Source organism: Streptomyces sp. NPDC107654, from assembly GCF_055639035.1.
Genome location: NZ_JBVKBI010000002.1, coordinates 595,147 through 620,670, shown reverse-complemented (window position 1 = coordinate 620,670; position 25,524 = coordinate 595,147). Strand labels below are relative to the sequence as shown.

Below are 25,524 nucleotides of genomic sequence, written 5' to 3'. Positions count from 1 at the left end.
ATCGTCGCAACGCGAGCGTAGGGGCAACGGACGTCGGAACGCAACCGTTTCGTCGTCACGCCCTATGCTGTGCGGTATGACGACGAACGCCGCCGGGTCCGCCGACGAGCCGCCGGCGCGTGCGCGCCGCCGGGCACCCGCCGGGGCGGCCGTGCTCCGGGAGGACGTGACCGAGGCCATCCGGGCGGCCGTCTTCGAGGAGCTGGCCTCCGTCGGCTACGCCCGTATGTCCATCGAGGGGATCGCCCGGCGGGCCGGGGTCGGCAAGACGGCGGTGTACCGGCGGTGGCGTTCGAAGCTGCACCTGGTGCTGGACGTGGTGTCGGCGCTCGCGGTGACCGGGTTCCCGGTGCCGGACACGGGGTCACTGGAGGGCGACCTGCGGCTGCTGTACGAGGTCACGTCCCGCGCCCTGCGCCACCCCGTCGCGTCCCAGATCATCCCCGACCTCCAGGCCGAGGCGGCCCGCAACCCCGACCTCGCGGACGCGTTCCAGAAGGCCCTGCGGGACGGTCAGGAGGGGGTGGCCAGCCGGATCGTGGCGGCGGCGGAGGGGCGCGGCGAACTCCCCGCGGGACTCGACCCCGAACTGGCCCTGGACCTGATCTCCGGCCCGCTGTACTGGCGCTCGGTGGTCATCCGGTCCCCGAAGCTGCCCAAGGGCTACCTGGAGAAGCTGGCGCGGGCCACGGCGGGGGCGCTGAAGGCGTTGTGAGGACCCCCGTGTGAGCCCCCGCCCGCGGCCTTCCTACGACCGTGCCGCCTCCGGGTGGACCCGCACCCAGCCCTCCCACGCCGACGTGACCATGTCCTGGACGTCGTACTTGGCGTGCCAGCCCAGTTCCGTGGCGATGCGGGTGGCCGAGGCGACCACGCGGGCGGGGTCGCCGGGGCGGCGCGGGGTGACGGTCGGGGGGCGGTCGTAGCCGGTGACCGCGTTGACGCGGTCGATCATCTCGCGCACCGACACACCCTCCCCGCGGCCGATGTTGAAGGTCAGGTCGGCACCCGGCGCGGAACGCAGCGCGCGGGCGACGGCCACGTGGGCCTCGGCCAGGTCGACGACGTGGATGTAGTCGCGGACGCACGTGCCGTCGGGCGTCGGGTAGTCGTCGCCGAAGATCCGCGGTGCCGCGCCCGCGGTGAGCCGCTCGAAGACCATCGGGACCAGGTTGGACACGCCGGTGTCGGCGAGGTCGGGGCCGGCCGCTCCGGCGACGTTGAAGTAGCGCAGCGACGCCGTGGCGAGGCCGGTCGCCCGGCCCGTGGCGCGCACCAGCCACTCGCCGGCCAGCTTCGTCTCGCCGTAGGGGGACAGCGGCCGGCAGGGTGTCTCCTCCGTCACCAGGCCGACGTCGGGCATGCCGTAGACGGCCGCGGAGGAGGAGAACAGGAAGGACGGGATCTGCGCCGCCGTCACCGCTTCCAGCAGGACGCGCAGCCCCTCGACGTTCTCCCGGTAGTAGTGCAGCGGGCGCTGCACCGACTCGCCCACCTGCTTCTTCGCCGCCAGGTGGACGACGCCGGTGATCTCGTGCTCGGCGAGGGCGCGGGCCAGCCGGTCCGCGTCCAGGGTCGAGCCGCGCACCAGCGGGACCTCGGCCGGCACGCGTTCGGCGATCCCCGTGGACAGGTCGTCGTAGACGACCGTGCGCTCGCCGGCCGCGGTCATCGCGCGGACGACGTGCGCCCCGATGTATCCGGCGCCGCCGGTGATCAGCCAGGTCATGTACGGCCATCCCTTCGTCGGTCCGTCGGCCGGACCGCCTCTCAGTGAAGCAGGCGGCGCAGCCGGCCGCGGAGCACCCGCAGCACTCCGCCCGCTCCGGTCGCCACCCGCACCGCCAGCGCGCCGGAGTGCGTGGCGTACGGCTGGACCAGCAGCACGCCGTGCACGGCGCTCGGCACGGCGCGCCGGCGCAGTCGGCCGGCGCCCGCGAGGGCGTGCGCCGTCACCTCCCGCTGCCCGCCGTCCGCGAAACGGAGCGTGAGCCGCAGGTCCCAGGTGCCCGAGCCGAGCCCCGCCAGACCGACGGGAACCTCCGCCGACCAGGTGCCGGCGGTGCCCCCGCTGTCGGTGGAGTCCGCGTCGCAGGGGGTGAGCGCCACCGTCGTGCGCCCGCGCGTACGGTCGTCGTCGCGGGCGTGCCACTCCACGTCCACCTCGCGCGGGCCCGCCTCGGCCACCCGGCCGTACAGCTCGTGCAGACGCAGGCGCAGCACCGAGCCGCGCGCGCGGGGGCGCAGTTCCGCGTCCACCGCCAGCGGGAGCGTGGGAACGGGACGGGTGAGCAGGGGGGCCAGGGAGACCTGGGGGAGGCCGGGGGACCAGGCCGGGGTTCCGTCGGCCGCGCGGGCGTACGGCGGGAGCAGGCGCGCCGGGCGGGACGCGAGCTCGCGCAGCCGGGGCAGGTCGCACGGCTCGGGCGACTCCAGGACGACCCGGCCGATCAGGCGGCCGGGGGCGGCGGGGTTCAGCTCCCAGTCGGCCGCGTCGTAGCGTGCGAGGTGCTCCCGGGTACGCGCCCACCACGCGCGCCGGTAGCGCGCGTCGCGCAACCCCAGCTCGCGCGCGTACATCCGCACCTCGTGGTCGAGGAACTTGGCGCGCGCTCCCCGCGCCAGCTCCTTCTGCCCGGCGCTCAGCAGGATGTCGTACGCCAGTGCGCACGCCTCGACACGCGCCGTCCAGTTGTCGATGTGCCCCCGGTCCAGCGAGAGCGACAGCCGCTCGGCCGACCGGCGCACCTGCCACACGTACACCCGGTCCGGTACGAGCGCGACGCGCGGGCCGGCGGCCAGCACGCGCGCGGTGAAGACGATGTCCTCGTAGAGGAAGCGGCCCTCGGGGAAGCGGATGCCGTGGTCGCGCAGGAAGTCGGTGCGGTACAGCTTGTTGACGCACAGTGTGTCGTGGACCAGGCGGGGGCGCTGGGCGGGGCGGTCCAGGACGGTGTGCTCCGTGTACAGCGGCGCCTGCCAGGGCTGTTCACGCCCCGAGGGCAGCTCCCGGCGCACGCACAGACCGCTCGCCACCGCGGCGTGCGCCGCTTCGGCCGCCGTCAGCAGCGCGTCCACCGCGCCGGGCGGCAGCACGTCGTCGCTGTCCAGGAACATCACGTACGGGGCCGTCACCGCGTCGATGCCGGTGTTGCGCGGACTGCCGCAGCCACCGCTGTTCACGTTCCGGCGCACCACGCGCAGCCGCGGTTCCCCGGCGGCCAGCCGGGCGAGCAGTGCCTCGCTGCCGTCGGTGGAGCAGTCGTCGACGGCGATCACCTCGGCGACCGAGGCCCCCTGTGCCAGCGCCGAACGCACCGCGTCGCCCACGTGGGCGCGGTCGTTGTAGCCGATCACGACGACGGCGACCCGAGGCACCGGTGCCGGTGCCGGCTCCGCGTGCGGTTCTGGCGGTACTGGCGGTTCTGGAGGCATGGGGTCCATGGGCCGGGAGCGTACGAATATTCGGTAATACCCCGTTAGGAGAGGCTTAGTGCTCGCTTCGGAAGACGGTCGGAACCCGGCCGGGGTTGCGTCGAGAGCGCGGACTTTCCGGCCGGCGGCCGCGCGGCCCGCCACAGCCGCGCGAAGGACAGCACGGCGGCGGCCGTCAGCAGTCCGTTGCGGGCCAGCATCAGCAGGACCCCGGCCCAGGTGCCGCCGATCACCTCGCGGTAGTACATCGGGTACACCACGGTGCTCAGCGCGGACGCCGCGAGGACCAGTACCGCCACCGGCCGCTGGCTGGTGTGCCGCGAGGTCAGGCACACGGCGGCCAGCCCGATCAGCCAGACCATGTACTGCGGGCTGATCACCCGGCTGGTGACGGTGAACAGCAGCACCCCGCTCAGCGCCGCGTCGTACGGCGTGGCCTCGGTCCAGTGCCGCGCCCGCACCCGCCACAGCACCAGCAGCCCGAAGGAGACCGCCGTCAGGACGAGGGAGGCGGTGGCGACGGTGTCCACGTGCGGGCCGGTCATCTCGATCGCGCCGTACCGGTAGCGGGCCCGGCCCGGCCAGCCGGCCCGCCGGGCCAGGTTGAGCGCCGTACCGCCGAGGGACTCGATCTGCACCCCCCGGCCGCCCTGCTCGCGCAGGAAGGACAGCGGGTGGGTGAAGCAGGCCGCGAGCAGGGCGAGGCACGCGCCCCCGGTCCCCGCCGCCCACGCCCACGCCGTGCGCGTCGGCCGTCCGCGGGGCGTCCCCAGCAGCACCAGCGCCGGCCACACCTTCACCAGCGCGCCCAGCGCCCCGAACACGCCGCCCGCGCGCGGGGAGCGCGCCGAGGCCAGCAGGGACAGCACGGCCAGGGCGGTGACCTGGACGTCGTACCGGGCGAGCGGCAGGTGCAGCAGCAGCGGCAGGCCGCCGGTCCACACGGCCGCGCCGAGCAGGCTGCGCCCGGGGCGGGTGCCCGCGCGGAGCAGCGCCGCCACGGTCAGCGCGTCCACGGCCAGGGTGAGCAGCACGAACGCCTCGAAGTACGTCAGGCCCGGCAGCAGGCCCGGTGCCAGCAGGACCGCGCCGGCGCCCGGCGGGTACTGCCACAGGGTGTCGTGCACCGGGAACGAGCCGTGCGCGAGGACGCCGTACCAGTGGAAGTACAGCCGCCACACCTCCCGGGTCACCGATCCGCCGCCGAGCATCGGGGCGCCCCCGTGCACGAGCAGCCAGAGCATCAGGGCGCGGGTGGTGAGCCAGATGGCGGTGAGAGCGAGGACCGGGCCGGGGGTGACGCGCAGACGGTTCATCACATGGGAGCCTAAGTCGTGCGGATGGTGTATCCCTGCTGATACGCCGTCAACAACCGCAAATATTGGCTAATCGCAAGAGATCGGGCCATGGTGAACGTCGGGCTTCCTGCGAAACCCCAGTCGCGCCGGGCGGCTGGAGCGACCACTGGCGTACCGACGGGTGCAACGAGCCACCCCCCGCAGGGGGCACCGGCGCCCGCCGGGACGCGGCTGACCCGGGCCGCCGCCGTGGGCGTGCCCGCGCTGGTGATGCTCTCGCTCGGGCTCTGGGGGCTCGACCGGGGCGGCATGTGGCGCGACGAGGCCGTCAGCTACCAGGTGGGGCGGCGGACCGTCCCGCAGATCTGGCACCTGCTGCACGACGTGGACGCGGTGCACGGTCTGTACTACCTCCTGCTGCACGCCGTCCTCGCCGTCCACCCCGGCGAGGTCGCGCTCCGGCTGCCGTCGGTGTGCGCGGCGGCCGGCACGGCGGCGCTGGTGGCCGCGCTCGGCACCCGGCTGGCCCGGCCCCGGGTGGGACTGTGGGCCGGACTGCTGTACGCCGTCACACCGATGGCCGGTCACTACGCCCAGGAGGGCCGCTCCTACGCGCTGGTCGCGGCCGGGGCCACCGCGGCGACACTGCTGTTCGTGCGGGGCGTCGGCGGCGGTTCCTGGTGGCCCTACGGCCTCGTGCTCGGACTCACCTGCTGGCTCCACGAGTTCGCGGTGCTGCTGCTCCTGGCCCACGCGGGGTCGCTCGCGCTGGCGCGTGCGGGGCGGCGGGTGTGGCGGGGGTGGGGGCGTGCGGCGGGGGCGGTCGCCCTGTCCCTGGTGCCGATGGTGGTGGTGTCGCGGGGGCAGGCGGCGCAGGTGGCGTGGCTGCGGGCGCCTACGGCGGAGACGGCGGAAGGGCTGCTGCGGGGGTTTCTCGGGCCGGCGGACGAGGTGTTCTGGGTGTGCCTCGGACTCGCTGTGCTGGGACTCGCGGGGCTGGTGGGGCGACCGGGGGAGGTCACCTGTGCGGGGGCGGGGCTGCCGGTGGTGGTGGTGCCGCCGGTGGTCCTGATGCTGGCGTCCCAGGTGTCGCCGCTGTACGTCGACCGCTATGTGCTGTACGCCCTGTCGGGGGCGCCGCTGTTGGTGGCGGCCGGGGCGGAGCGGGTGGCGGGGGTGGTGGAACGCCTGCGGTGCGGTGGGCACCGCGTGCCCAGCGCCGTCACCGGCCGGAGCGACTGCCCGTACGCCGACGGCCGGCCGGGAGGGTCCCCCCGGTTGCGGCCGCCCTGTCTCACCCTCACCGGTGTCCTCGCCCTCGCCCTCTCCCTCCTCCACCAGGCCCCCCTCCTCCAGAAGGACCGGGATCCCGGGCGCAGGCCCGACGATCTGGCCGCCGTCTCCCGTGTCGCCGCGCGCAGGCTGGGCCCCGGCGACCCCGTGCTGTACCTCCCCGTGCCGATGCGGAACGTGGCGCTCACGTATCCGGGGGCGTTCCGCGGGGCACGGGACCTGGCGCTGGCGGCGGGCGCCGACGAGTCGGGGACGCTGTACGGGCGGGAGGCCGGGGCGGCCGAGGTGCGGCGCCGGCTGGCGGGGGTGGACCGGGTGTGGGTCGTCGCGGACCGCAGGGTGCTCGCCGGGCACTGGGCACCGCGCGACCCCGTGGAGCGGGCGAAGGCGGCCGTGCTCCGGGAGGAGTTCGTGGTCCGGAGCGAAGAGGTGCGGGGCGGGGCGGCCGTACGGCTCTACGTCCGCCCGGTCAGCGCGCCGCCCGTGCCTCCGCCTCCGCCGCCGCGTCCAGAGCGGTGGTGAGCTGGTCCAGCCGGGCGCGCAGGTCGACGATCCCGGCCAGGTCGAAACCGGTCGCCGACATGATCCTGCGGGGTACCTCCAGCGCCCGCTCGCGCAGCGCCGCGCCGTCCTCGGTGAGCCGGACCAGGACCGAGCGCTCGTCCTCGGCGCTGCGTTCGCGCCGGACCAGACCGGCCCCCTCCAGCCGCTTGACCAGCGGGGACAGCGTGCCGGAGTCGAGCCGCAGCTGCTCGCCGAGCTTCTTGACCGGCAGGTCGCCCTCTTCCCACAGCACCAGCATCACCAGGTACTGGGGGTAGGTGAGGCCGAGGTCCTTGAGGATGACGCGGTAGACGCCGTTGAAGGCGCGGGACGCCGCGTGCAGCGAGAAGCAGATCTGGCGGTCCAGGCGCAGCCACTCCGTGTCGTTCATGACTCCAGGGTAGCTCTTGCGAGCCATTTAGTTGTGCACAATTTAGTTGTGTGCTCTACTTATGGCACAACGAACCGCACACCCGAGAGGGATGGTCTTCATGGACGCGCTCTACACCGCCGTCGCCACCGCCACCCACGGCCGCGAGGGCCGTGCCGTCTCCTCCGACGGCAGGATCGACCTCGCCCTGGCCATGCCGGTGGAGCTGGGCGGCAACGGTCAGGGCACCAACCCCGAGCAGCTCTTCGCCGCCGGGTACGCCGCCTGCTTCGGCAGCGCCCTCGGCCTCGTCGGCCGCCAGGCCAAGGTCGACGTCAGCGACGCGGCCGTGACCGCCGAGGTCGGCATAGGCAAGCAGGGCGAGGGCTTCGGGCTGAAGGTCACCCTCCGCGTCGAGCTGCCCGAGACCGTGGACCAGGAGACCGGCCGCAAGCTGGTCGAGACCGCCCACCAGGTCTGCCCGTACTCCAACGCCACCCGCGGCAACATCGACGTCGACCTGGTCATCGAGTAGTCACCGGGCACGTCGTCGTGAGGGGGCCGGTCCCGATGGGGCCGGCCCCCTCCGCGTCCCGCCCTACGCCGACGTCAGCGCGTCCGGTGCCGACGCCTGCCCCGGGATCCGTACCGGCTCCGGGCCGGACAGCGGCTCGCCCAGCAACAGCGTCCGTACCACCCGTTCGGCGGCCCGCCCGTCCTCGTACGCGCAGAACCGGGCCCGGAAGTCCGCGCGCAGCCGCGCCGACTCCTCGTCCCGCCATGCCCCCGAGGCGAACAGCCAGGCCAGCTCCCGGTACGAGGCCGAGACATGACCGGGCGGCTCGGCCGTGATGTCGACATAGGCGCCCCGGCTCGCCGTGAACGCGGGCCAGTCGTCGGCGTGCACCACGATCGGCCGGTCCAGGACGGCGTAGTCGAACATCACCGACGAGTAGTCGGTGACCAGCGCGTCCGCCGCGAGCAGTACGTCGGCGAGGTCGGGTTCGTCGGTCGCGTCGACCACGATCCCGCGCCGGGCCAGCTCTGCCAGGCCCATGCCCCGCGCGGGACCGCTCGACAGCGACGGGTGCAGCCGGACCACCAGCGTGTGCCCCTCGCCGAGGTCGGCCGCGAACCGGGCCAGGTCGAACCGCTCCACGTGCCCGCTCCGGCGGTAGTCCCGGCGGGTCGGCGCGTACAGCACCACCGTGTGGTCCGCCGGGATGCCGTGCCGTTCCCGGAAGCCGCCGGCACCACCCTCCACCAGCACGTCGTTGCGCGGGCTGCCGGTGCGCACCGAGGTGAAGTGACACGGGTAGGCCCGCTCCCAGACCAGCTCCGAGTGGGGATTGGCGACCAGGCTGTAGTCCCAGCGGTCGGCGCGGCGCAGCATCTGCGGCACGTCGAAGCCGAGCCGGGCACCGGGCTTGTCGAGCAGGTCGGCGCCCACGTACTTCAGCGGCGTGCCCTGGTGGGTGTGGATGTGCACGCTGCCGGGGCGTTTGGCCAGCGTGCCGGGCCAGTTGACGTCGTTCACGAAGAACTTCGCGCGCGCGGTGACCTCCAGGTAGCGCCGTGAGCCGACGATCACGTGCTCCACGCCGGGCGGCAGCCGCGCGGCCGTCTCCGCGTCCCGCACCACCCACACCCCGCGCAGCTGCGGGGCGATCTCGCGGGCCTTCGCGTAGATCGCCGCCGGGTCGCCGAGCAGTCCCCGGTGCGAGGACGCCGAGTAGACCACGAGCCGCGGGTCGAGCGGCCGGTGCGCGTGCAGCGCCGTCCAGCCGGAGCGGGCCCGCCGGGCGGCCGCCGACCGCGCCCGCTCCGCCTGCCGGGCCGCCTCCCGCCCGGCCCGCGCCGCCTGCCGCTTCACCCGGTACCCGGTCCAGGAACCGGTCAGCACGGCGACCTCCCCGTCCACCCGGGCGCCCTCGGGCCGGTGCCTGCGGAACATCTCCGCCGTACGCCGGAAGAACTCGGCCCTGTCGGCGGGCGGCAGCCGGTCCGGCTTGGCCAGGATGTCCAGACAGTGCTCGCCCATCTTGCGGTGCAGGTACGGCCGCCAGTCCGCCAGCTCCGGCCGCTCGGCCACGAACGCGAAGACCCGCTCGTACTGGTCGTGGACGTCGAAGTGCTTGCGGCTGGTGGTGGACAGGATGTTGCCCTGCCGGCGCTGCCGGTAGTTCAGGCAGATCCGGTCCAGGGCGGCGATCCGGCGGGCGCTCAGCATGACCGGGAAGGTCCAGGGGGTGTCCTCGTAGTAGCCGGGCGGGAACTCGAAGCCGCCCGCCGTGACGAAGTCCCGCCGGTAGACCTTGTTCCAGACCACCATCAGCAGGTCGAGGATCTCCGGATACTCCGAGGCGCTGAACGTGCCCTCGCGCGTGAGGAGGTGCGCGAGGACGTTGCGGCGGGTGCCGCCCCACCAGTAGGTGCGCGCGTAGTCGAAGACCAGCACGTCCGGGTCCTCGGCCTCGGCGAGCCGGTCGGCGACGGCCCGCAGCGCACCCGGGGTGAGGGTGTCGTCGCTGTCCAGGAAGAAGAGGTAGTCGCCGGTGGCGTGCGGCATCCCCGCGTTGCGGGCCCGGCCGAGGCCCACGTTCTCCGGCAGGTGGAGCACCCGCACGCGCGGGTCGCGCTCGGCGTACTCGTCGAGGATCGCGCCGGAGCCGTCCGGGGAGCAGTCGTCCACGGCGATCAGCTCGAAGTCGCCGAAGGACTGCCCGAGCACCGAGTCCAGGCACTCGCGCAGGAAGCCCTGCACCTTGAAACAGGGCACGATCACACTGAAGCGGGGCACGGCGGGTCAGCTCCTCACGAGGGTCGCGGCGGCGGGGGCGGGAACGCGTTCCGCGAGCGGGATCACCGGCGGGACCGCCTCCGGCGGCTCCCCGAGCAGCACCCGGCGCACCACCCGCTCGGCGGCCCGCCCGTCGTCGAACTGGCAGAACCGCTCCCGGAACGCGGCCCTGAGCGCCTGCGCCTCCGGGCCCGCGTACGAGCCGTCGCGGAAGACGGCGGCCAGCTCCTGAGGGGTCCGGGCGACCAGCCCGGGCGGCTCGGCCATCAGGTCGAAGTACACGCCCCGGGTCTCCCGGTAGACGTCCCAGTCGTCGGCGTAGACGACGATCGGCCGGTCCAGGTTGGCGTAGTCGAACATGATGGAGGAGTAGTCGGTGACCAGCGCGTCCGCGGCCAGGCACACGTCCTCCGAGGAGCGGTGCGCGGTGACGTCGATGATGCGGTCCGAGCCCCGACAGCCGCCCCGGTCGTAGAAGTAGTGGGCGCGCAGCAGGACGACGACGTCCTCGCCGGCCGCCGCGCAGAACGCCTCCAGGTCCAGGCCGGGCTCGAAACCGGTGTGGTGGTCGCGGTGGGTCGGCGCGTACAGCACGGCCGTCGCACCCTCCGGCACGCCCAGCTCCCGCCGGATCCGGGTGACGTCGGCCGCGGTCGCCGTGTAGTAGACGTCGTTGCGCGGATAGCCGTACTCCAGGTGCTCGTAGGAGCCGGGGAAGGCACGCTCCCACATCTGGGTGGAGTGGCGGTTGGACGACAGGTTGAAGTCCCAGCGGTCGACCCGGCCGAGCAGTCTGGTGAAGCTGCCGGACCGGGCGGCGACGACCGGGTACGTCGACTGGTCCACGCCCATCGTCTTCAGCGGGGTGCCGTGCTGGGTCTGCAGGTGCACACTGCCCGGCCGCTTGACGACGCCCTCGGCGAAGTTCGCGTTGTTGACCAGGTACGTGGCGCGGGCCAGCAGCTCCCAGGAGCGCCGGGAGCCGATCACCGCGTACTCGACGCCCTCCGGTACGGCGTGTTCCTGGCCGGCCTCGACCAGGAACACCGAGCGCAGGTGCGGGGCGAGTTCGCGGGCCTTGGCGTGGATCGCGGCCGGGTTGCAGGCGTAGCCGCGGCCCCAGTAGGCGCAGTACACGGCGAGGTTCGGATCGAGCGGGCGGCGCAGGTCGCGGGCGTAGCGCAGCCGGGTGCGCAGCATCCGCGGGCGCGGCAGCCGTTCGACGGCGCCGCCGGTCGCCCGGTTGGCGCCGCGCAGCGCACGGAACGCGGTGTACGCGCCGGCCGCCAGCAGCCGGTGCTGCACCCCGAGGCTGCCGTCCGGCACCCGGTGGCCGGCCGGCCGGTGCGCCCGGTACAGGCGGGCCGCGCGGCGGAAGAACGCCCGGCGCCCGCGAGACAGCCGCTCCGGCCGGGACGCCGTCCTCAGCACCATGGCGAACAGCTGGTCGAACAGGGGCCCGGTGCGCTCGGCGGGCAGGGACCGCTCGGCCGCCCGTGTCAGCACCCGCTCCACCTGGTCCAGCAGGGTGTGCTGGTGCGGGCCCGGCAGATTGAGCCGGCTGCCCTGGCGGCGCAGCCGGTGCCGTACGACGGTCTGGCGCAGCACCGCGATCCGCTCGGCGGCGACGGTCACCAGCCCGCCCCAGCCCAGGTCGGTGAAGTGTCCGTCCGGAAAGGCGAGTTCGTGCTCGGTGAGGAAGGCGCGGCGGTGGACGGCGCTCCACGCCGGCAGCGGGACGCCGGTCAGCGCGGGCCGGTCGGCGGGGGCGAAGGCGCCCTTCGGGGCCCCCGCGAGCAGCGGCGCGGCCGGGTTCGTCGGCTCGCCCTCCCACCAGGGGACGCGCTCGTGCTCGAAGTACAGCACGTCCACGCCGCCGGTCTCGGACAACCGGGCGTCCAACGCCGCGAGCGCGCCCGGCAGCAGCAGGTCGTCGCCGTCCAGGAACAGCAGGTACGTGCCGGTCGCCGCCCGGATCCCGGTGTTGCGCGCCCCGCTGATCCCGGCGGACGGCGGCGAGTGGACGGGGGTCACCCGGGAGTCCCGCCCGGCATACCCGGCCGCCACCTCGGCGGCCGGGGCGTCGGGGGCGTCACAGACCGGGATCAGCTGGAGGTCGCCGAAGGACTGGCCGAGGACCGAGTCCAGCGCCTGGGACAGCCGGCCGGCGACCCCGTGGGACGGAACGATGATGCTGAAGCGGGGCATTCTGTTCTTTCTGTCGTCTTGCGGACGCGGCCGGGCCGTCCCGCCGGACGCCAGGTGGACGGCCGGCTCGGGGTGGGCCGCGTCGAGCCGAGGGGCATGGGAACTCCCGGAAGGACCAACGGTGTTCAGTGGCTCTCGGTGACGGGGAGGGGACCGGAAGGTTGCGGCACGGTGGCCAGCGGGGGCCGCACACAGGCCGCCGGCGCCGGGGAGCGGTCCGTGAGCGGCACCACCGGGACCGGTTCGCTCTCGCCCAGCACCAGCCGCCGTACGACCCGTTCCGCGGCCCGCCCGTCGTCCCACGGGCAGAACCGCTCCCGGAACGCCGCCCGCAGCTGCGCCGAGCGCGAACCGCACCAGTGACCGGTGGCGAAGATGTCGATCAGCTCGTCCTCGCTGCGCGCGACCGCGCCCGGCGGGACCTCCCGCAGGTCGACGTAGGCGCCGCGGACCGCCTCGTACGCCGCCCAGTCCTCGGTGTGCACCACGATCGGCCGGTCGAGGCCCGCGAAGTCGAACACGACCGGCGCGTGGTCGGTGAGCAGGACGTCCGAGGCGAGGCACAGCGCGGCCGTGTCCGGGTGGCCGGACACGTCGATGATCCGGGTGCCCCGGACGGGGGCGGGGGTGCGGGCCAGGACCACGAAGCGCGGGCCGAGGCGGCGCAGGACCCGCTCCAGGTCGAGCAGCGGGTGCTGGGTGCGCCGGTGGTCGCGGCGGGCGGGCGCGTACAGGATCGCGACCGCCCCCTCCGGGACGCCCAGCGCCGAGCGGATCCGGGCCACGTCCGCCGCGGTCGCCCGCTGGAGGGCGTCGTTGCGGGGCAGCCCGTACTCCAGCGTGGTGTAGCCGCCCGGGTGGACCCGCTCCCAGGTCAGGGTGGCGTGCCGGTTCCCGGACAGCACGTAGTCCCACTGGTCGACGCTCCGCAGCAGCTCCGCGAAGTCCAGGCCGCGGGCCGCCGCCGGGCGCTCCAGCAGGTCGAGACCCGCGTGCCCGAGCGGGGTGCCCTGCTGGGTCTGGACGAAGACCTGCCCGGGCCGCTTGCGCAGCCGCCGCTCGAAGACCGTGTCCGCGACCAGGTAGCGGGAGCGGGCCAGCGCCGACCAGTAGCCGGCCGTGCCGGGCCGCAGCCGGCGCGGGCCGGGCGGCACCGCCCGTTCCTGTCCGGGCCGGGCGATCCACGCCGTGCCCACCCGTGGCACGAGCGCCCGGAAAGCCTCCTCCAGCGCGGCCGGGTCGCCGTACCCCTCCTCGGCGGTGAACACCGCCCGGTCCGGGCGCAGCGGCAGTCGCAGCTGGATGCCGTAGTGCAGCCGGAGCGCGGCGGCGCGCAGGGCGCGGACCAGCCGCAGCCCGGCCTTCGCCGACCGCCGGCGGACGGCCGCGGCCAGCCGGAGCGCCCGGAAGGTGCGGTGCAGCCCGAAGCGGACCAGCGCGTGCCGCGGCCGCAGGCGCACCCCCGGTACCCGGTAGCGGCGGTAGTGGGCGCGGGCCCGGCGCAGGAACTCGCCGTGGCTGCCGCGCGGCAGCCGGCCCCGCCTGGTGAACACCGTCACGTAGTGGTCGACCATGCGGTGGAACAACTCCGGTCGCCATCGCGCGAGTTCCGGCCGCTCATCGACGTACGCGAACACCCGGTCGTACTGCTCGAACAGGTCGAAGTGCTTGCGACTGGTGGTGCCGAGGATGCTGCCCTGCCGGCGCTGCCGGTAGTGCACGCACACCCGGTCCAGGGTGGCGAGCGAACCGGCGGTCAGCAGCACCGGGAAGGTCCAGGGGGTGTCCTCGTAGTAGCCCGGCGGGAACCGGAAGCCGTGCTCCGCGACGAACTCCCGCCGGTACGCCTTGTTCCAGGCCACCATCAGCACCCGCAGCAGCCCCGGCCGGTCCTCCAGCCGGAACGGCGCCGGGCCCTGCTCGGTGAGCTGGGCGGCGAGCTGGTTGCGCACCTCGCGGCCGTCCCAGTAGGTGCGTGCGTAGTCGAAGACCAGCACGTCCGGGTCGCCGGTCTCCTTGAGCCGGTCGGCGACGGCCCGCAGCGCGTCCGGGGTGAGCGTGTCGTCGCTGTCCAGGAAGAGGAGGTAGTCGCCGCTCGCCTCGGCGATCCCCGCGTTCCGGGCGTGGCCGAGCCCCTGGTTCTCGGCCAGGTGCACGGGCTTCACGCGGGCGTCGCGGGCCGCGTACTCGTCGATGAGGGCACCGCAGGCGTCGGGGGAGCAGTCGTCCACGGCGATCAGTTCCAGATCGGGGTACGACTGCGAGAGCACCGAGTCCAGGCACTCGGGGAGATACGCCTGGACCTTGTACGCGGGGACAATGACACTGAACCTGGGCAAGGGACATCCATGGGTCGGTCGGCGCGGGCGTTCTGCCCGGCAACGGCCGGTGGAGTGACTTGGTTACGGCCCGTACGGCATTCGGGGGACACCCGGTGAACGACGAGGGGCGGGCCGCCGACGGCCCGCCCCTCCAAAACGCCTTGGTCTGCGGCTACTTGACCGCGCCTGCCATCACCCCGGACACGAACTGCCGCTGGAACGCGAAGAACACGGCCAGCGGGATCACCATGGAGATGAACGCCCCGGGTGCCAGGACGTCGATGTTGTTGCCGAACTGCCGTACCTGCGTCTGCAGCGCGACCGTGATCGGCTGCGTGCCCGACTTGGTGAACACCAGCGCCACCAGCATGTCGTTCCACACCCACAGGAACTGGAAGATGCCGAGGCTCGCGATCGCCGGGCCGCCGAGCGGCATCACCACCCGTGCGAACAGCCGCAGTTCACCGGCACCGTCGAGCCGGGCCGCCTCCAGCAGCTCGCGCGGGATCTCCGCGAAGAAGTTCCGCAGCAGGAACACCGCGAACGGCAGACCGAACCCGGTGTGGAAGAGGATCACCCCGAAGATCGTCCCGAACAGGCCGAGCTTGCCGAACAGTTCGGCGATCGGGATCAGCGCCACCTGCACGGGCACCACCAGCAGGCTCACCACGCCCAGGAACCACCAGTCCCGGCCGGGGAACTCCATCCACGCGAACGCGTACCCGGCGAGCGCCCCGATCACCACGACCAGGATCGTCGCCGGGACCGTGATCAGCACCGTGTTCACCAGGGAGTTGGTGATGTCGGAGTTCTCCAGCAGCTTCTGGTAGCTGTCCACGGTGAGCTGGGACGGCTTCGTGAACACCGTCCACCAGCCGCTGCCGCTCATGTCCTGCGGGGTGCGCAGTGAGGAGACGAGCAGCCCGATGGTCGGCACCAGCCAGAACAGGCCCACGACGATCAGGACCACCCGGACCAGCCCGCCGCCCAGCTTCTCCACGATCCGCGAGCCGACCGACCGCCTGGCCTTCACGGCCTCGACCGGGCCGGCCTTCCCGATGCTTCCGGCGGTAGCCGTCATCGCCGCACCTCCCGCCGCAGCCTGCGGATGTTGCTGTGCCATCCCGGGGGGCGACCCCCGGACCCCCGGCCGATCCGACGCGCGCTCGGTGTCATCGCCGCACCTCCCGCCGCAGCCTGCGGATGTTGCTGTGCCATCCCGGGGGGCGACCCCCGGACCCCCGGCCGATCCGTCGCGCGCTCGGTGTCATCGCCGCACCTCCCGCCGCAGCCTGCGGATGTTGAACAGCATCACCGGGATCACCAGCAGGAGCAGGAACACCGAGATCGCGCTGGCGATGCCCGGCTGGCCCTCCGCGAAGCCCTTGCGGTACAGCTCCAGCGCGAGCACGTTCGCGTCGTCCTGGGAGGAGCCCGGCGCGATGATGAACACCAGGTCGAACACCTTCAGCACGTTGATCATCAGGGTGACGACGACGACCGCCAGCACCGGCGCCAGCAGCGGCACCGTGACCTTGCGGAACACCTGCCACTCGGAGGCGCCGTCCACCCGGGCCGCCTCCAGCAGTTCCCGGGGCACACCCGCGAGCCCGGCCGCGATCAGGACCATCGCGAAGCCCGCCCACATCCACACGTACGCCCCGATGATCGACGGCGTCACGAGCGCCGGGCCGAGCCAGTCGACCCCGTTGTACGGCTCCCTGAAGTTGTCCGCGGGCAGCCGCAGCCGTGCCCCGTCGGCCGCCGCGGGCAGCGTGAAGGTGCCGTCGGCGGAGGCCTCGGCGGAGGCGACCACCCTGCCGTCCTTCACCGCCTCGATCCGCATCCCCGCATAGCCCACCTCGGACGGGTCCGGCGCGCCGAGCCTGCCGACGCCCTTGCCACGGGTGAAGTCCTGCCAGGTGGTACCGGTGACCTTCCCCGGCTCCGGTTTCGCGGCGACGGCCTTCTTCGCACCGTCCGGCAACTGGTCCGGGGCGACGCCGACGAGGGGGAGGGTGACGGGCTGCCCGGCGTGCACGGCCGCCTCGGTGACGAACCCTCCCCGGTCCGGCCGCAGGGGCGAGTCGCGGCCCGGGTGCGCCTTGGGGAACGCCGACGACTGCGCGAACGTGTCGTGCACGCCCACCCACACCGCGTTCGCGACCCCCTTGTCCGGGTCCTGGTCGTACACCAGCCGGAAGATGATCCCGGCGGCCAGCATCGAGATCGCCATCGGCATGAAGACGACCAGCTTGAACGCCGTTCCCCAGCGCACCCGTTCGGTCAGCACCGCGAAGACCAGACCGAGCGCGGTGGAGACGGTGGGCGCGAACACCACCCACAGGACGTTGTTCTTCAGCGCCGTGCGGATGCCGTCGTCCGTGAAGAGCTTGCGGTAGTTGTCGATCCCGGCGAAACCGTCGCCGGAGGCGTTGTAGAAGCTGCGGACCAGCGAGTACCCGATCGGGTAGACCACGAGCGCGCCGAGCAGCACCAGCGCGGGCAGCAGGAACAGCGCTGCCACCGTCCTGCGGGTACCGGTCACGCTCTTGCGACTGCGGGGTGCGGCGGGGCCCGGTGGGGCCCCGGCCGCCGCTGCCGACGCCATGGCCGGATCAGCCTCCGTTCCCGTACGCCGCCGCCGCGTCCTTCTCCAGCCTCGCCTGCGCGCCCGCCACGTCACCCGGGTTCTTCAGGAAGTCCTGGAGGTCCTTCCACTCGCCCTTGCCGGGCGTCCCGCCGAAGGCCTGCGGGGCCTGGTCCGACATGTCGAAGCGGAAGTCGTCGCCGGACGCGATCAGCGCCTTGGCGATCTTCTGCTGCACCGCGTTCGGGTACGCCGAGACCGGCACGTTCTTGTTCGGTGAGAGGTAGCCGCCGAGCTTCGCCTGGATGGAGGCCGCGTCCGGGGAGGCGAGGAAGGTGGCGAGGGCCTGCGCCGCCTTGGAGTCCTTCAGGATCACCGCCGCGTCACCGCCGGAGACCACCGGCGCACCGGAGCCGACCGCGGGGAACGGGAACACCTTCGCGTCCGTGCCCACCTTCGCCTTGGTCTCCCCGATGTTCACCTGCACGAAGTCGCCCTCGTACACCATCGCGGACTTCGGCTGGTCGCCGCCGGTGAAGGTCTGGGTGACCGACTCCGGGAACTCCGTCTGCAGCGCGCCGTTCTGGCCACCGGCCAGGTAGTCCTTCCTGCCCCAGATCTGGGCGAGGGTGGTCAGCGCCTGCTTCACCGACGGATCGGTCCACTTGATCCTGTGCTGGGCGAGCTGGTCGTACTTCTCCGGGCCCGCCTGGGACAGGTACACGTTCTCGAACCAGTCGGTCAGCGGCCAGCCGTCCGCGCCGGCCACGGAGAAGGGGGTGACCCCGGAGTCGTACACCGCCCGGGCGGAGGTCAGCAGGTCCTTCCAGGTCTTCGGCTCCTTGGCGCCCGCGTTCTCGAAAACCTTGGCGTTGTACCAGATCAGCGACTTGTTGGCGGCCTTGTAGTAGACGCCGTACTGCTTGCCGCCGACCTTGCCGATGTCCTGCCAGCCCTGCGCGTAGTTCTTGGCCAGCTCGGCCTGGACGCCGGCGTTCAGGGGCTTGGCCCAGCCCTTGTCGACCGCCTGCCTGATGGCGCCGGGCTGCGGCAGCAGCGCGACGTCCGGCGGCTGACCGCCCGCGATCTTGGAACCGAGGAAGTTGATGATCGGGTCCTGCGCGGGGACGAAGGTGACCTTGGCGCCGGTCCGCCGCTCGAACTCGGCGAGGACCTTCTTGAAGTTGGCCTGCTCCGCGCCGGTCCAGACGGCGGCCACCTCCAGATGGGCGCCGTTCAGCTTCGGCAGGGTGACGGTGGAACCGGTGGCCCCGCTGCTCTTGTCGCCGTTGTCCTTCTTGTCGTCGTCACTGCCGGAGCACGCGGAGAGCGCGAGGGCTCCCGTGAGCAGTGCGGCGAGTGTGGTGACGGCCCTGTGTGTCCGGAACGTGCTGCTCTTGCTGCGCATCACTTCCCCGTTCGTCGTTCTCCGTTGAACGTCGCTGAACGTGCTGACGGTGCTGAACGTGCTGACGGTGCTGAACGTGCTGAGTGTCAGGACTCTGTCCCGTGCGGTCCGGTCTACGCCGGGCCGCTCCGGGCGGGCAAGAGCGCCTGCGGTGTCCACGGGCTCATCGTGACCCGCTCGTGACCAGGGCTGTATGCGTCCCGGTTTTCCGGCGGCGGGCGGCGCGTTCGGGCCGCCCGCGAGCCGCGGGTTCACCTGCAGGGATGACGGGCTCGCTCAGAGGAGGGAGGGCACCTCGGCCGCCGCGACCTCCCGGGCCGCCCGCTCCACCGCGCTGGCCAGCAGCGCGAGGTCGGTCGGGCCGTTGCCCAGCTCCCGCACGGGCCGGCGGGTGGGCGGGTCGCCCATGCGCTGCCAGTCCAGCGGGACGACCGTGGGCCGCTGCGTCGCGGTACGCGGGATACGGCCCGTCACCCGGCCGCCCTGGAAGCCCACGGTCCGTCCGTCCGCGTAGGCCAGCGTGCCCCGGCCGGGCGCCGGCTGGTCCGGTCCCGGCTGCGGGTCGTCCAGCGTGACGCGCAGGGCGGCCCGGCGGGCCGGCTCGGACTCCGCCGCACGACCGCCGGTTCCGGCCGCCGCCACCAGGTGCACCCCGAGCCGCTCGCCGTCCCGGGCCACCGCCTCCAGCGCGCGGATCACCGACCCGGCGGCCGGCCGGCCCGGGGAGCCGAGCGCCGGGGAGACCAGCGCGTCCAGGTCGTCGACGACCACCACCAGGCGGGGCAACGGCGGTGCCGCCGCGGCACGCTGCCGGGCCGCCGCGCCCGGCCGCAGCCGCAGGGTGGAGCTGGGCGGCGACTCGATGTCACCGGAGGCGGCACCGGGCGCCGGGGCGCCGCGCCGGGCGGCGAGGTCGCCGGAGACGGGGGCGCGCTGGGCGACCATCCGGCCGGCCACCGCCTGCCCGGCGTGCCACCGGACGAAGTCCGTCCGGCCCAGCAGCTCCGTCCGGCGCTTCAGCTCGGCGGCCAGCGACTGGGCGAACTCCCGCATCCGCACCGGGTCGTTGGCGATCAGGTGCGTGGTGGCATGGGGTATGTCGGTGCACACGCGCAGGCCCTCGCCGCGCCCGGCGCCCGCGCCGATCCCGTCCCGGCCGTCGAGCAGCACCACGGCCAGCCGGTCCGGCCGCTCGGCGGCGGCCAGCGAGGCGACCACGGTCCGCAGCAGTTCGGTACGGCCGCTGCCGGCCGGGCCCTCGACCAGCAGGTGCGGGCCGTCGGCCACGAGGTCCACGGTGACCGGGCCGCGCGGACCGGCGCCCAGCACCGCCCGGGCCCGCCCGCCCAGCGACTCGGTGTCGTCCGCCGCGTCCGCCCAGCGCGCCATCAGCGACGCCGGCGTGGCCCGGGCCAGCCCCAGCTCGTCCAGCAGCCGCGCCGAGCGGGGCAGCGGCGTCGCCACGCGCGCGTGGTGCTCGCCGGCCGGGCCGTCGGGGCGCAGCGGCGCCAGCGCCCGCGCGAACCGCTCCGCCCAGGCGGCGGAGACGGCGTCGACCGTGGCGAGCGCACCCGGGCCGACGGGCCCCCCGGGCGCCACCCGCAGCAACTGGATCGCGGCGGCGACGTCCCCGCTGAGCAGGGCCACCGCACCGCAGTGCCGGAACGTCGGCGTCACCGTGCAGGCGGCCTCGTACGTGCGGGTCACCGGGGAGGCCGGCGAGGCGGACTCCGTCTCGGCGAGACACACCACGTGGATCCCGGCCCGCGGTCCGGCCACCGCCAGCCGCGCGAGCCCCTCCCGCAGCGCGGCGCCCCCGGGATCGCCGTCCACGACGACCACGGTGTACGGCCCCGCGAACCCGGGGACACCGGTGTCCTCCTTGGCCCAGGAGGGACGCCGGGCGCCTGCCTCACCGGGGGCGCCGGGGGAGTGAGGGGCTGTGGCGTGAGGGGTGCCGGCCGGGGTCCGGGGGTCGGTGCGGGCCGCCGTGGCCGCGGAAGCCGCGTGGGCGGCGGGGGCCGCAGGGGCCGTGGTGGCTGCCGGGGCCGTGTCCCGGGTGCGGGCGGGGTGGGCCGTGGTGCGGCCCGTCGCCGCGTGGTCCTCCAGCCGGCGCAGCAGCTCCTCCGTGCGGGCCGCCGCCTGCTCGCGGTCGTAGGCCAGCAGCAGCCGGCAGTCCTGGCCGTGGCCCGGCCGGACGTGCGGCAGCCAGCCCAGCCAGGCCCACTCGGCCGTGCGGTCCGCCACCGGCCGTGAGCGGTCCGCGCTGATCAGCACGATCTCCAGCAGGTCGGGCGAGTGCAGCGCGGCGAGCTGGGCCAGCACCGCGCGGGCCAGCCCGGACAGCCGGGGGCGCGGGCCGGCCAGGCCCAGCGCGCCCGCCTCGCGCAGCGCGGCGGTCACCGGCACCGCCGGCAGCAGACCCGAGCCGTCCGGCGTGCTCCGGTCGGCCGTGCCCAGCCGTACGGTCAGCGCCTCGGGGTGTCCGGGCCCGCGCTCCCACAGCCGGGGCCCGGGGCCCAGCGCGGTCAGCAGCAGGGCGGCCGGGTCCGGCCAGGTCTCCGGGCGCCGTGGGGCACCGGACGCCGGGGCGGGGGGCACGTCGGCGGGCGTGCCGTCGTACGCCTGGGGGCCGGCCGGCTGCTCCCCGCGCCCGCCGGCCAGCCGGCGCGCCCAGGCGCCGAGCCCGCGCCGCCGGGCGCCCTGCGGGGAGTCGGCGCCCCTGAGCGCGCCGCCCCGGAGGGTTCCGTCGTCGGGGGAGGCGTCCCGGAGCGGGTCGTCCGTGAGCGGGCCGTCCCCGAGAGGGGTGTCCTCGCGCCCGCCCGCCCGGGGGTCCTCGCTGCCGTACGCGGCGGCTACGGGCGGTCCGCCCGGACCGCCGACCCCGAAGCGCCCCGCGTGGGTGTCCCCGCCGGCCGCCGGGCCGGGAGCCCCGCCCCGGCCCTCCAGGCCCGGCGCCCCGCCCTGCCCGGGCACCACGGCCGTGGGCCCCCGCCGCTGCTCCTGTGCCCCCGTGTTCCGGCCGGCGGAGCCATGGGCGTCGTAGGCGTGCCGCACCCCTTCGGAGCCGGCACCCCCGGAGGGCGCCGGGGCGCCGGACGCGGGGGAGTGGGGCCGGGTCCCGGGCTCCGGCGCCTGCGGCGCGGCCGGTCCGGACGGGAAAGCGGAATCGTCCCCGCCCACGGCGACCCGTACGCATCCCTCCCCGTCGGCCACCGTCGGCACCCGTGTCCCGGGGCCCCCGGCCGCGGTGACCCGCAGCGCGGACTCGCCGATCCGCAGCAGGCCCCCGGCGGGGACCCGGACCGGCCGGTCCGTCACCCGCACGCCGTCCAGGGTCGTGCCGTTCGTGGAGCCGAGGTCGGTGACCGAGACGCGGCCGTCCGCGCCGACGGTGACCACGCAGTGCAGGCGGGAGACGTCGGGGTCGTCCAGCGGGACGTCCGCGTCGACGGACCGGCCGACGGTGATCCGGCCGCCGTGCAGCAGATGGACCCCGCCCGCGTCGGGGCCGGCGACCACGTGCAGCCGGGTCGGCGCGTCGTCCAGCTCGGGGTGCGGCTCCGGGGCGGCGGGGGCGCCCAGCGAGAGCACCGCGCCGTCGACCAGCGGGGGCTCGCCGAGTGTGCTGCGCCGGGGGTCGAGCCGCTCGGTGCCCGCGTACAGGACGACGGACGCGCCGCCGGCCTCCCGGCCCGTGCCGCCCTCGCCGGTGACCGCTCCGGCCAGCGCCGACGCGACCGCGGCCAGCTCCGTGCCCACGGGCGCCGTGACCAGCACGTCGCGGCTCACGGTGCGGCCCCGCTGCGGTGCCGGACCGAGCGGGTCCACGACGGTCAGCCGGATCTGCATCCCCACCCCAACACGAGCACGTCGGCAAGTACCAGTACTGGGAGGCATCCTCGCACCTGCCACTGACAGTGCGCCCCGAACCCGGTGACATGTGATCTTGATTGGTCGGCTCTGCCCCCAAAAGTGCCTGACCAAGCGGACGCACACGATCAGTTGAGATCGGTCACGTCCGCTTTCGGCAACCAGTGGAGCGGGGCGTGCGTCTTCCCGTCGAGCACCTGACGCCGTCAGGGGCGGCACTACAGTGGGTCGGAACAAACGGAATGCAGGCAGACAAGCAACAGCGACCAGCAGGGAGCGCGTGACGTGCGGCCAGTCGGCAGCAAGTACCTGCTTGAGGAGCCGCTCGGACGCGGCGCCACAGGCACCGTCTGGCGTGCCCGCCAGAGGGAGACCGCGGGTGCCGAGGCGGCCGTGCCCGGACAGCCGGGGGAGACGGTCGCGATCAAGGTCCTGAAGGAGGAGCTGGCGAGCGACCCGGACATCGTGATGCGCTTCCTGCGCGAGCGGTCCGTGCTGCTCCGGCTCACCCACCCCAACATCGTCCGGGTCCGCGACCTGGTCGTCGAGGGCGACCTGCTGGCCCTGGTCATGGACCTCGTCGAGGGTCCCGACCTGCACCGCTACCTGCGCGAGAACGGCCCCTTCACGCCCGTCGCCGCGGCCCTGCTGACCGCCCAGATCGCCGACGCGCTCGCCGCCAGCCACGCCGACGGTGTCGTCCACCGCGACCTGAAGCCCGCCAACGTGCTGCTCCAGCAGGGCGACGGCCAGATGCACCCGATGCTGACCGACTTCGGCATCGCCCGCCTCGCCGACTCCCCGGGCCTGACCCGTACCCACGAGTTCGTCGGCACGCCCGCGTACGTCGCCCCGGAGTCCGCCGAGGGCCGCCCGCAGACCTCCGCCGTCGACATCTACGGCGCCGGCATCCTGCTGTACGAGCTGGTCACCGGCCGCCCGCCGTTCGGCGGCGGCACCGCGCTGGAGGTCCTGCACCAGCACCTGAGCGCCGCGCCGCGCCGCCCCTCCACCGTCCCCGACCCGCTGTGGACGGTCATGGAGCGCTGCCTGCGCAAGAACCCGGACGAGAGGCCGGGCGCCGAGAACCTGGCGCGGGCCCTGCGGGTCGTCGCCGAGGGTGTCGGGGTGCACGCGAACGCCGCGCAGATCGCCGCCGCCGAGGGCGTCGGCGCGCTGCTCGCGCCCGACCCGGCCCCGGCCGCCGTCCCGGGGGCGCCCGGCGCCGCCGACCCCACCCAGGTCCTGCCGACGAACGCGCCGGGAGCGTACGGCGGGCACGATCCGAATGCGGCGACCAGCGTGCTGCCGCACACCGGCGGCCCGGCCGGCGCCGCCGATCCCACCGCGGTCCTGCCGAACACGGGCGCGGCGGACCCGACAGCCGTCCTGCCGCCGGTCCCGCAGGGCCAGCCGGGCCAGCAGGGGCAGTACGGCCAGCAGGGGCAGCAGGGGCAGCAGCCGCCCGAGCAGCCGCACCCCTGGCAGACGCAGCTGCGGGCCGCCCGCGACCGTAACGAGCAGACGCAGATCCAGTACCTGGACCCGGACGAGGACCCGCTGCGCCGCCGCCCCCAGCGGCAGGTGTCCCGGCCCCAGCAGCAGCCGCGCCCGGCCCCGCAGGCCCGCCCGCAGCAGCCGCAGCCGCGCGGCCGGCAGCGCGCGCCGCAGAACCCCGGCTACGGCTATCCGCAGCAGCAGCCCCAGCAGTACGCCCCGCCGCAACAGCCCCAGCAGCCCCAGCGGCCGCCGCGGCCCCAGCGGCCCGAGCCCGAGCCCCGGGCGCCGCGGCAGCGCAGCGCCAACCGGATGAAGATCCCCGGGCTGGGCTGTCTCAAGGGCTGTCTGTTCACGATCGTCATCCTGGTCGTGGCGAGCTGGCTGGTCTGGGAGCTGACCCCGTTGCAGGACTGGATCGGCACGGGCAAGGGCTACTGGGACCAGATGAGCGACTGGGTCGGCAAGGTCGGCGGCTGGATCAAGGATCTCGGCGGCTCCTCCGGCAGCGGAAGCTGATCGCTGGTTTAGGGATTTGTCGACATCTGCCGGGTGATTTCCGTCTCCGCGGTGAAGGTTGGCTCTCCGGACGCGTAGTTTTGGCGACAACACGCGTCTGTAGGAGCAGTCTTGGCACGGAAGATCGGCAGCCGGTACACCGCGAACCAGATCCTGGGGCGGGGGAGCGCCGGCACGGTGTGGCTCGGCGAGGGACCGGACGGCCCCGTCGCCATCAAGCTGCTGCGCGAGGACCTCGCCTCCGACCAGGAGCTCGTCGGACGCTTCGTGCAGGAGCGCACCGCGCTGCTCGGCCTGGAGCACCCGCACATCGTCACCGTCCGCGACCTGGTGGTGGACGGCAACGACCTGGCGCTCGTCATGGACCTCGTGCGCGGCACCGACCTGCGCACCCGGCTGGAGCGGGAACGGCGGCTCGCCCCCGAGGCGGCCGTGGCGATCGTCGCCGACGTCGCCGACGCGCTGGCCGCGGCCCACGCGGCCGGGGTCGTCCACCGGGACGTCAAGCCGGAGAACGTCCTGCTCGACATGCAGGGCCCGCTCGGGCCGGGCGGCGCCCACCCGGCGCTGCTGACGGACTTCGGGGTGGCCAAGCTGATCGACTCCCCGAAGCGCACCCGGGCCACGAAGATCATCGGCACGCCGGACTACCTGGCCCCCGAGATCGTCGAGGGCCTGCCGCCCCGGGCCGCCGTGGACATCTACGCCCTCGCGACGGTCCTGTACGAGCTGCTGGCCGGCTTCACCCCCTTCGGCGGCGGACACCCCGGCGCGGTGCTGCGGCGGCACGTGACCGAGACCGTCGTACCCCTGCCCGGCATCCCCGAGGAGCTGTGGCAGCTGTTGGTGCAGTGCCTGGCCAAGGCCCCCGCGTCCCGGCTGCGCGCCTCGGAGCTGGGGGCGCGGCTGCGCGAGCAGCTGCCCCTGCTGGCCGGGATGCCGCCGCTGGACGTCGACGACCCGGGCCTCGCCGAGGAGGACCCGGAGGAACCGGCCCCGTCGGCTCCCCCGGAGGGCGCGCCGGTACGACGCCGGGGCGCGGTCTCGCTGGTCCCCGGCGCCAAGCCGGACTCCAACCGCGACACGCACACGTCGATGAGGGTGCCGGCGCCGGACGAACTGGCCGGCGGGGCCCACGGGACCGCACGCGCCCCCCGCGCCGCCGGTGCCCCCCGCCCGGGCTCGGCCCGCCACAGGGCCGCGGTGCGCAGGCGCCGGATGACTCTGGGAGTGGCCGGGGTGGTGCTGGCGGCCCTCGTGGGCGTCGGCGCGTGGTGGGCCTCCGCCGACGGCGACTCCGAGCCGCCCCGGCCGTCCCCCGCCACGTCGGCCCCCTGACCCGTCCGGGGGTCCGGGGGCGGAGCCCCGC

16 protein-coding genes are annotated in these 25,524 nt (G+C 74.6%); 5 read left to right on the top strand and 11 right to left on the bottom strand.

Features of this window, described 5'->3' with window-relative positions; all coding sequences use genetic code 11:
* Positions 1-76 precede the first annotated feature (76 nt).
* Positions 77-715, top strand: coding sequence for a TetR/AcrR family transcriptional regulator (locus tag ACZ7N4_RS05925; RefSeq protein WP_471354197.1), 639 nt, complete (start codon positions 77-79; stop codon positions 713-715).
* Between the two features lie 33 nt (positions 716-748).
* Here the strand turns inward: ACZ7N4_RS05925 and galE are convergent, their stop codons facing one another.
* The 3 genes from galE to ACZ7N4_RS05910 are packed head-to-tail and all read right to left on the bottom strand — an operon-like array spanning position 749 to position 4,751.
* Positions 749-1,729 carry a UDP-glucose 4-epimerase GalE gene (gene galE, locus ACZ7N4_RS05920; RefSeq protein ID WP_471354195.1) on the bottom strand — a complete coding sequence of 327 codons (981 nt, stop codon included), beginning with the start codon at positions 1,727-1,729 and terminating at the stop codon, positions 749-751.
* 41 nt (positions 1,730-1,770) lie between these two features.
* Entirely contained in the window at positions 1,771-3,435 is a 1,665-nt protein-coding gene (locus ACZ7N4_RS05915; protein WP_471354282.1) for a glycosyltransferase family 2 protein, read from the bottom strand.
* Between the two features lie 44 nt (positions 3,436-3,479).
* Positions 3,480-4,751 (bottom strand): glycosyltransferase 87 family protein, encoded by a 1,272-nt coding sequence (locus ACZ7N4_RS05910; protein WP_471354193.1) that lies wholly within the window; start codon positions 4,749-4,751, stop codon positions 3,480-3,482.
* Positions 4,752-4,982: 231 nt separating this feature from the next.
* Here ACZ7N4_RS05910 and ACZ7N4_RS05905 point away from each other — a divergent pair, with 231 nt between their 5' ends.
* Positions 4,983-6,548 carry a glycosyltransferase family 39 protein gene (locus ACZ7N4_RS05905; RefSeq protein ID WP_471354191.1) on the top strand — a complete coding sequence of 522 codons (1,566 nt, stop codon included), beginning with the start codon at positions 4,983-4,985 and terminating at the stop codon, positions 6,546-6,548.
* Here ACZ7N4_RS05905 and ACZ7N4_RS05900 read toward each other — a convergent pair.
* On the bottom strand, positions 6,496-6,987 hold the full coding sequence (locus tag ACZ7N4_RS05900; protein ID WP_471354188.1) for a MarR family winged helix-turn-helix transcriptional regulator: 492 nt from the start codon (positions 6,985-6,987) through the stop codon (positions 6,496-6,498). The genes ACZ7N4_RS05905 and ACZ7N4_RS05900 overlap by 53 nt on opposite strands.
* Positions 6,988-7,060: 73 nt before the next feature.
* On the opposite strand from ACZ7N4_RS05900, the gene ACZ7N4_RS05895 reads away from it, so the two are divergent.
* On the top strand, positions 7,061-7,474 hold the full coding sequence (locus tag ACZ7N4_RS05895; RefSeq protein WP_189294576.1) for an organic hydroperoxide resistance protein: 414 nt from the start codon (positions 7,061-7,063) through the stop codon (positions 7,472-7,474).
* Between the two features lie 63 nt (positions 7,475-7,537).
* Here the strand turns inward: ACZ7N4_RS05895 and ACZ7N4_RS05890 are convergent, their stop codons facing one another.
* From ACZ7N4_RS05890 to ACZ7N4_RS05860, 7 genes are all read right to left on the bottom strand, one after another.
* Positions 7,538-9,739, bottom strand: a complete 2,202-nt coding sequence (locus tag ACZ7N4_RS05890; RefSeq protein ID WP_471354186.1) for a bifunctional glycosyltransferase/CDP-glycerol:glycerophosphate glycerophosphotransferase — start codon at positions 9,737-9,739, stop codon at positions 7,538-7,540.
* 6 nt (positions 9,740-9,745) lie between these two features.
* Positions 9,746-11,947 (bottom strand): bifunctional glycosyltransferase/CDP-glycerol:glycerophosphate glycerophosphotransferase, encoded by a 2,202-nt coding sequence (locus tag ACZ7N4_RS05885; RefSeq protein ID WP_471354184.1) that lies wholly within the window; start codon positions 11,945-11,947, stop codon positions 9,746-9,748.
* A 125-nt stretch (positions 11,948-12,072) separates the two neighbouring features.
* Positions 12,073-14,286, bottom strand: a complete 2,214-nt coding sequence (locus ACZ7N4_RS05880) for a bifunctional glycosyltransferase/CDP-glycerol:glycerophosphate glycerophosphotransferase (RefSeq protein WP_471354181.1) — start codon at positions 14,284-14,286, stop codon at positions 12,073-12,075.
* A gap of 154 nt (positions 14,287-14,440) precedes the next feature.
* Positions 14,441-15,349 carry a carbohydrate ABC transporter permease gene (locus ACZ7N4_RS05875; RefSeq protein ID WP_471354179.1) on the bottom strand — a complete coding sequence of 303 codons (909 nt, stop codon included), beginning with the start codon at positions 15,347-15,349 and terminating at the stop codon, positions 14,441-14,443.
* Positions 15,350-15,535: 186 nt separating this feature from the next.
* Entirely contained in the window at positions 15,536-16,879 is a 1,344-nt protein-coding gene (locus ACZ7N4_RS05870) for a carbohydrate ABC transporter permease (protein WP_471354177.1), read from the bottom strand.
* A gap of 7 nt (positions 16,880-16,886) precedes the next feature.
* Positions 16,887-18,266 (bottom strand): ABC transporter substrate-binding protein, encoded by a 1,380-nt coding sequence (locus ACZ7N4_RS05865; protein ID WP_471354175.1) that lies wholly within the window; start codon positions 18,264-18,266, stop codon positions 16,887-16,889.
* Between the two features lie 276 nt (positions 18,267-18,542).
* On the bottom strand, positions 18,543-22,118 hold the full coding sequence (locus ACZ7N4_RS05860) for an FHA domain-containing protein (protein WP_471354280.1): 3,576 nt from the start codon (positions 22,116-22,118) through the stop codon (positions 18,543-18,545).
* 306 nt (positions 22,119-22,424) lie between these two features.
* Here ACZ7N4_RS05860 and ACZ7N4_RS05855 point away from each other — a divergent pair, with 306 nt between their 5' ends.
* Positions 22,425-24,155, top strand: coding sequence for a serine/threonine-protein kinase (locus ACZ7N4_RS05855; RefSeq protein WP_471354173.1), 1,731 nt, complete (start codon positions 22,425-22,427; stop codon positions 24,153-24,155).
* A 111-nt stretch (positions 24,156-24,266) separates the two neighbouring features.
* Positions 24,267-25,493 carry a serine/threonine-protein kinase gene (locus ACZ7N4_RS05850; RefSeq protein ID WP_471354171.1) on the top strand — a complete coding sequence of 409 codons (1,227 nt, stop codon included), beginning with the start codon at positions 24,267-24,269 and terminating at the stop codon, positions 25,491-25,493.
* Positions 25,494-25,524 lie beyond the last annotated feature (31 nt).